Here is an 860-nt window from a genome sequence, read left to right on the forward strand (position 1 = left end):
AGAGGTCGTTTTCTCCCGTTGTTTCATCCCGGTATGCGGAGTTGGTTCGGTGATGTCGGGTCGCGCCAGGAGATGATGGCCTCGCCGGTGAGACGGCGGGTCATGAGGTCGGTCATGGCGAGGTGGATCATGGCTTCGGAACGGCTGGGCAGGGTTTCGTAGTCGCGGGCCAGGCGGCGGTGGAACATCAACCACCCGTACGTCCGCTCCACGGTCCAGCGTTTGGGCAGCGGGGTGAATCCCCTGGTTCCAGGGGTCCGTTGGACGATTTCCATGTCGATGCCGAGGGCGGCGGCGTGCTCGACGAGGTGCTGGCGGTAGCCGCCGTCGACCCAGACCTTGCGGAGGACGCTGGTGGAGGTCTTCACGCTCTGCGCGTCGATCACGCAGGCGGACGGCTCCGCACGCTTGCCCTCCTGCTGCCGTAACAGCCTGCGCAATACGCCGGTGAGCTGCGCGAACACGCCCTCCTTCTCCCACTTCGCGAAGTAGCCGTACACGGTCTCCCAGGGCGGGAAGTCGTGAGGCAGGTAGCGCCACTGCACCCCGGTGCGGTCCACGTACAGGATCGCGTTCATGATCTCGCGCAGGTCGTGCCGGGGCGGGCGCCCGAAGTCCAGGGCCCGGCCGCGGCGCTCGAAGCGCCAGGCCGCAAGCACCGGCTCGATCAGCTCCCAGCGGGCATCGGACAGATCACTCGGATACGGGCGTCGCTCACTCATGACCTGGACGTACCGCCCAGAACCGAGTGCGCCCAGGCGCACGCCGCCAGCATGCGGAAGCACAGACGCAGAACGGGGTGTCCAGGGATGAGACAGGTGCAAGCCATACTGCGCCCCAGGCGTCACACCATGCAGCGC

Annotated in this window: 1 protein-coding gene; it reads right to left on the bottom strand. The window is 67.0% G+C overall.

Annotated elements, in window-relative coordinates; all coding sequences use genetic code 11:
* Positions 1-23: 23 nt before the first annotated feature.
* Positions 24-722 (bottom strand): transposase, encoded by a 699-nt coding sequence (locus OP79_RS49065; protein WP_033329785.1) that lies wholly within the window; start codon positions 720-722, stop codon positions 24-26.
* Positions 723-860 lie beyond the last annotated feature (138 nt).

The organism is Streptomyces yerevanensis, assembly GCF_000716805.1.
GTDB lineage: Bacteria > Actinomycetota > Actinomycetes > Streptomycetales > Streptomycetaceae > Streptomyces > Streptomyces flaveus.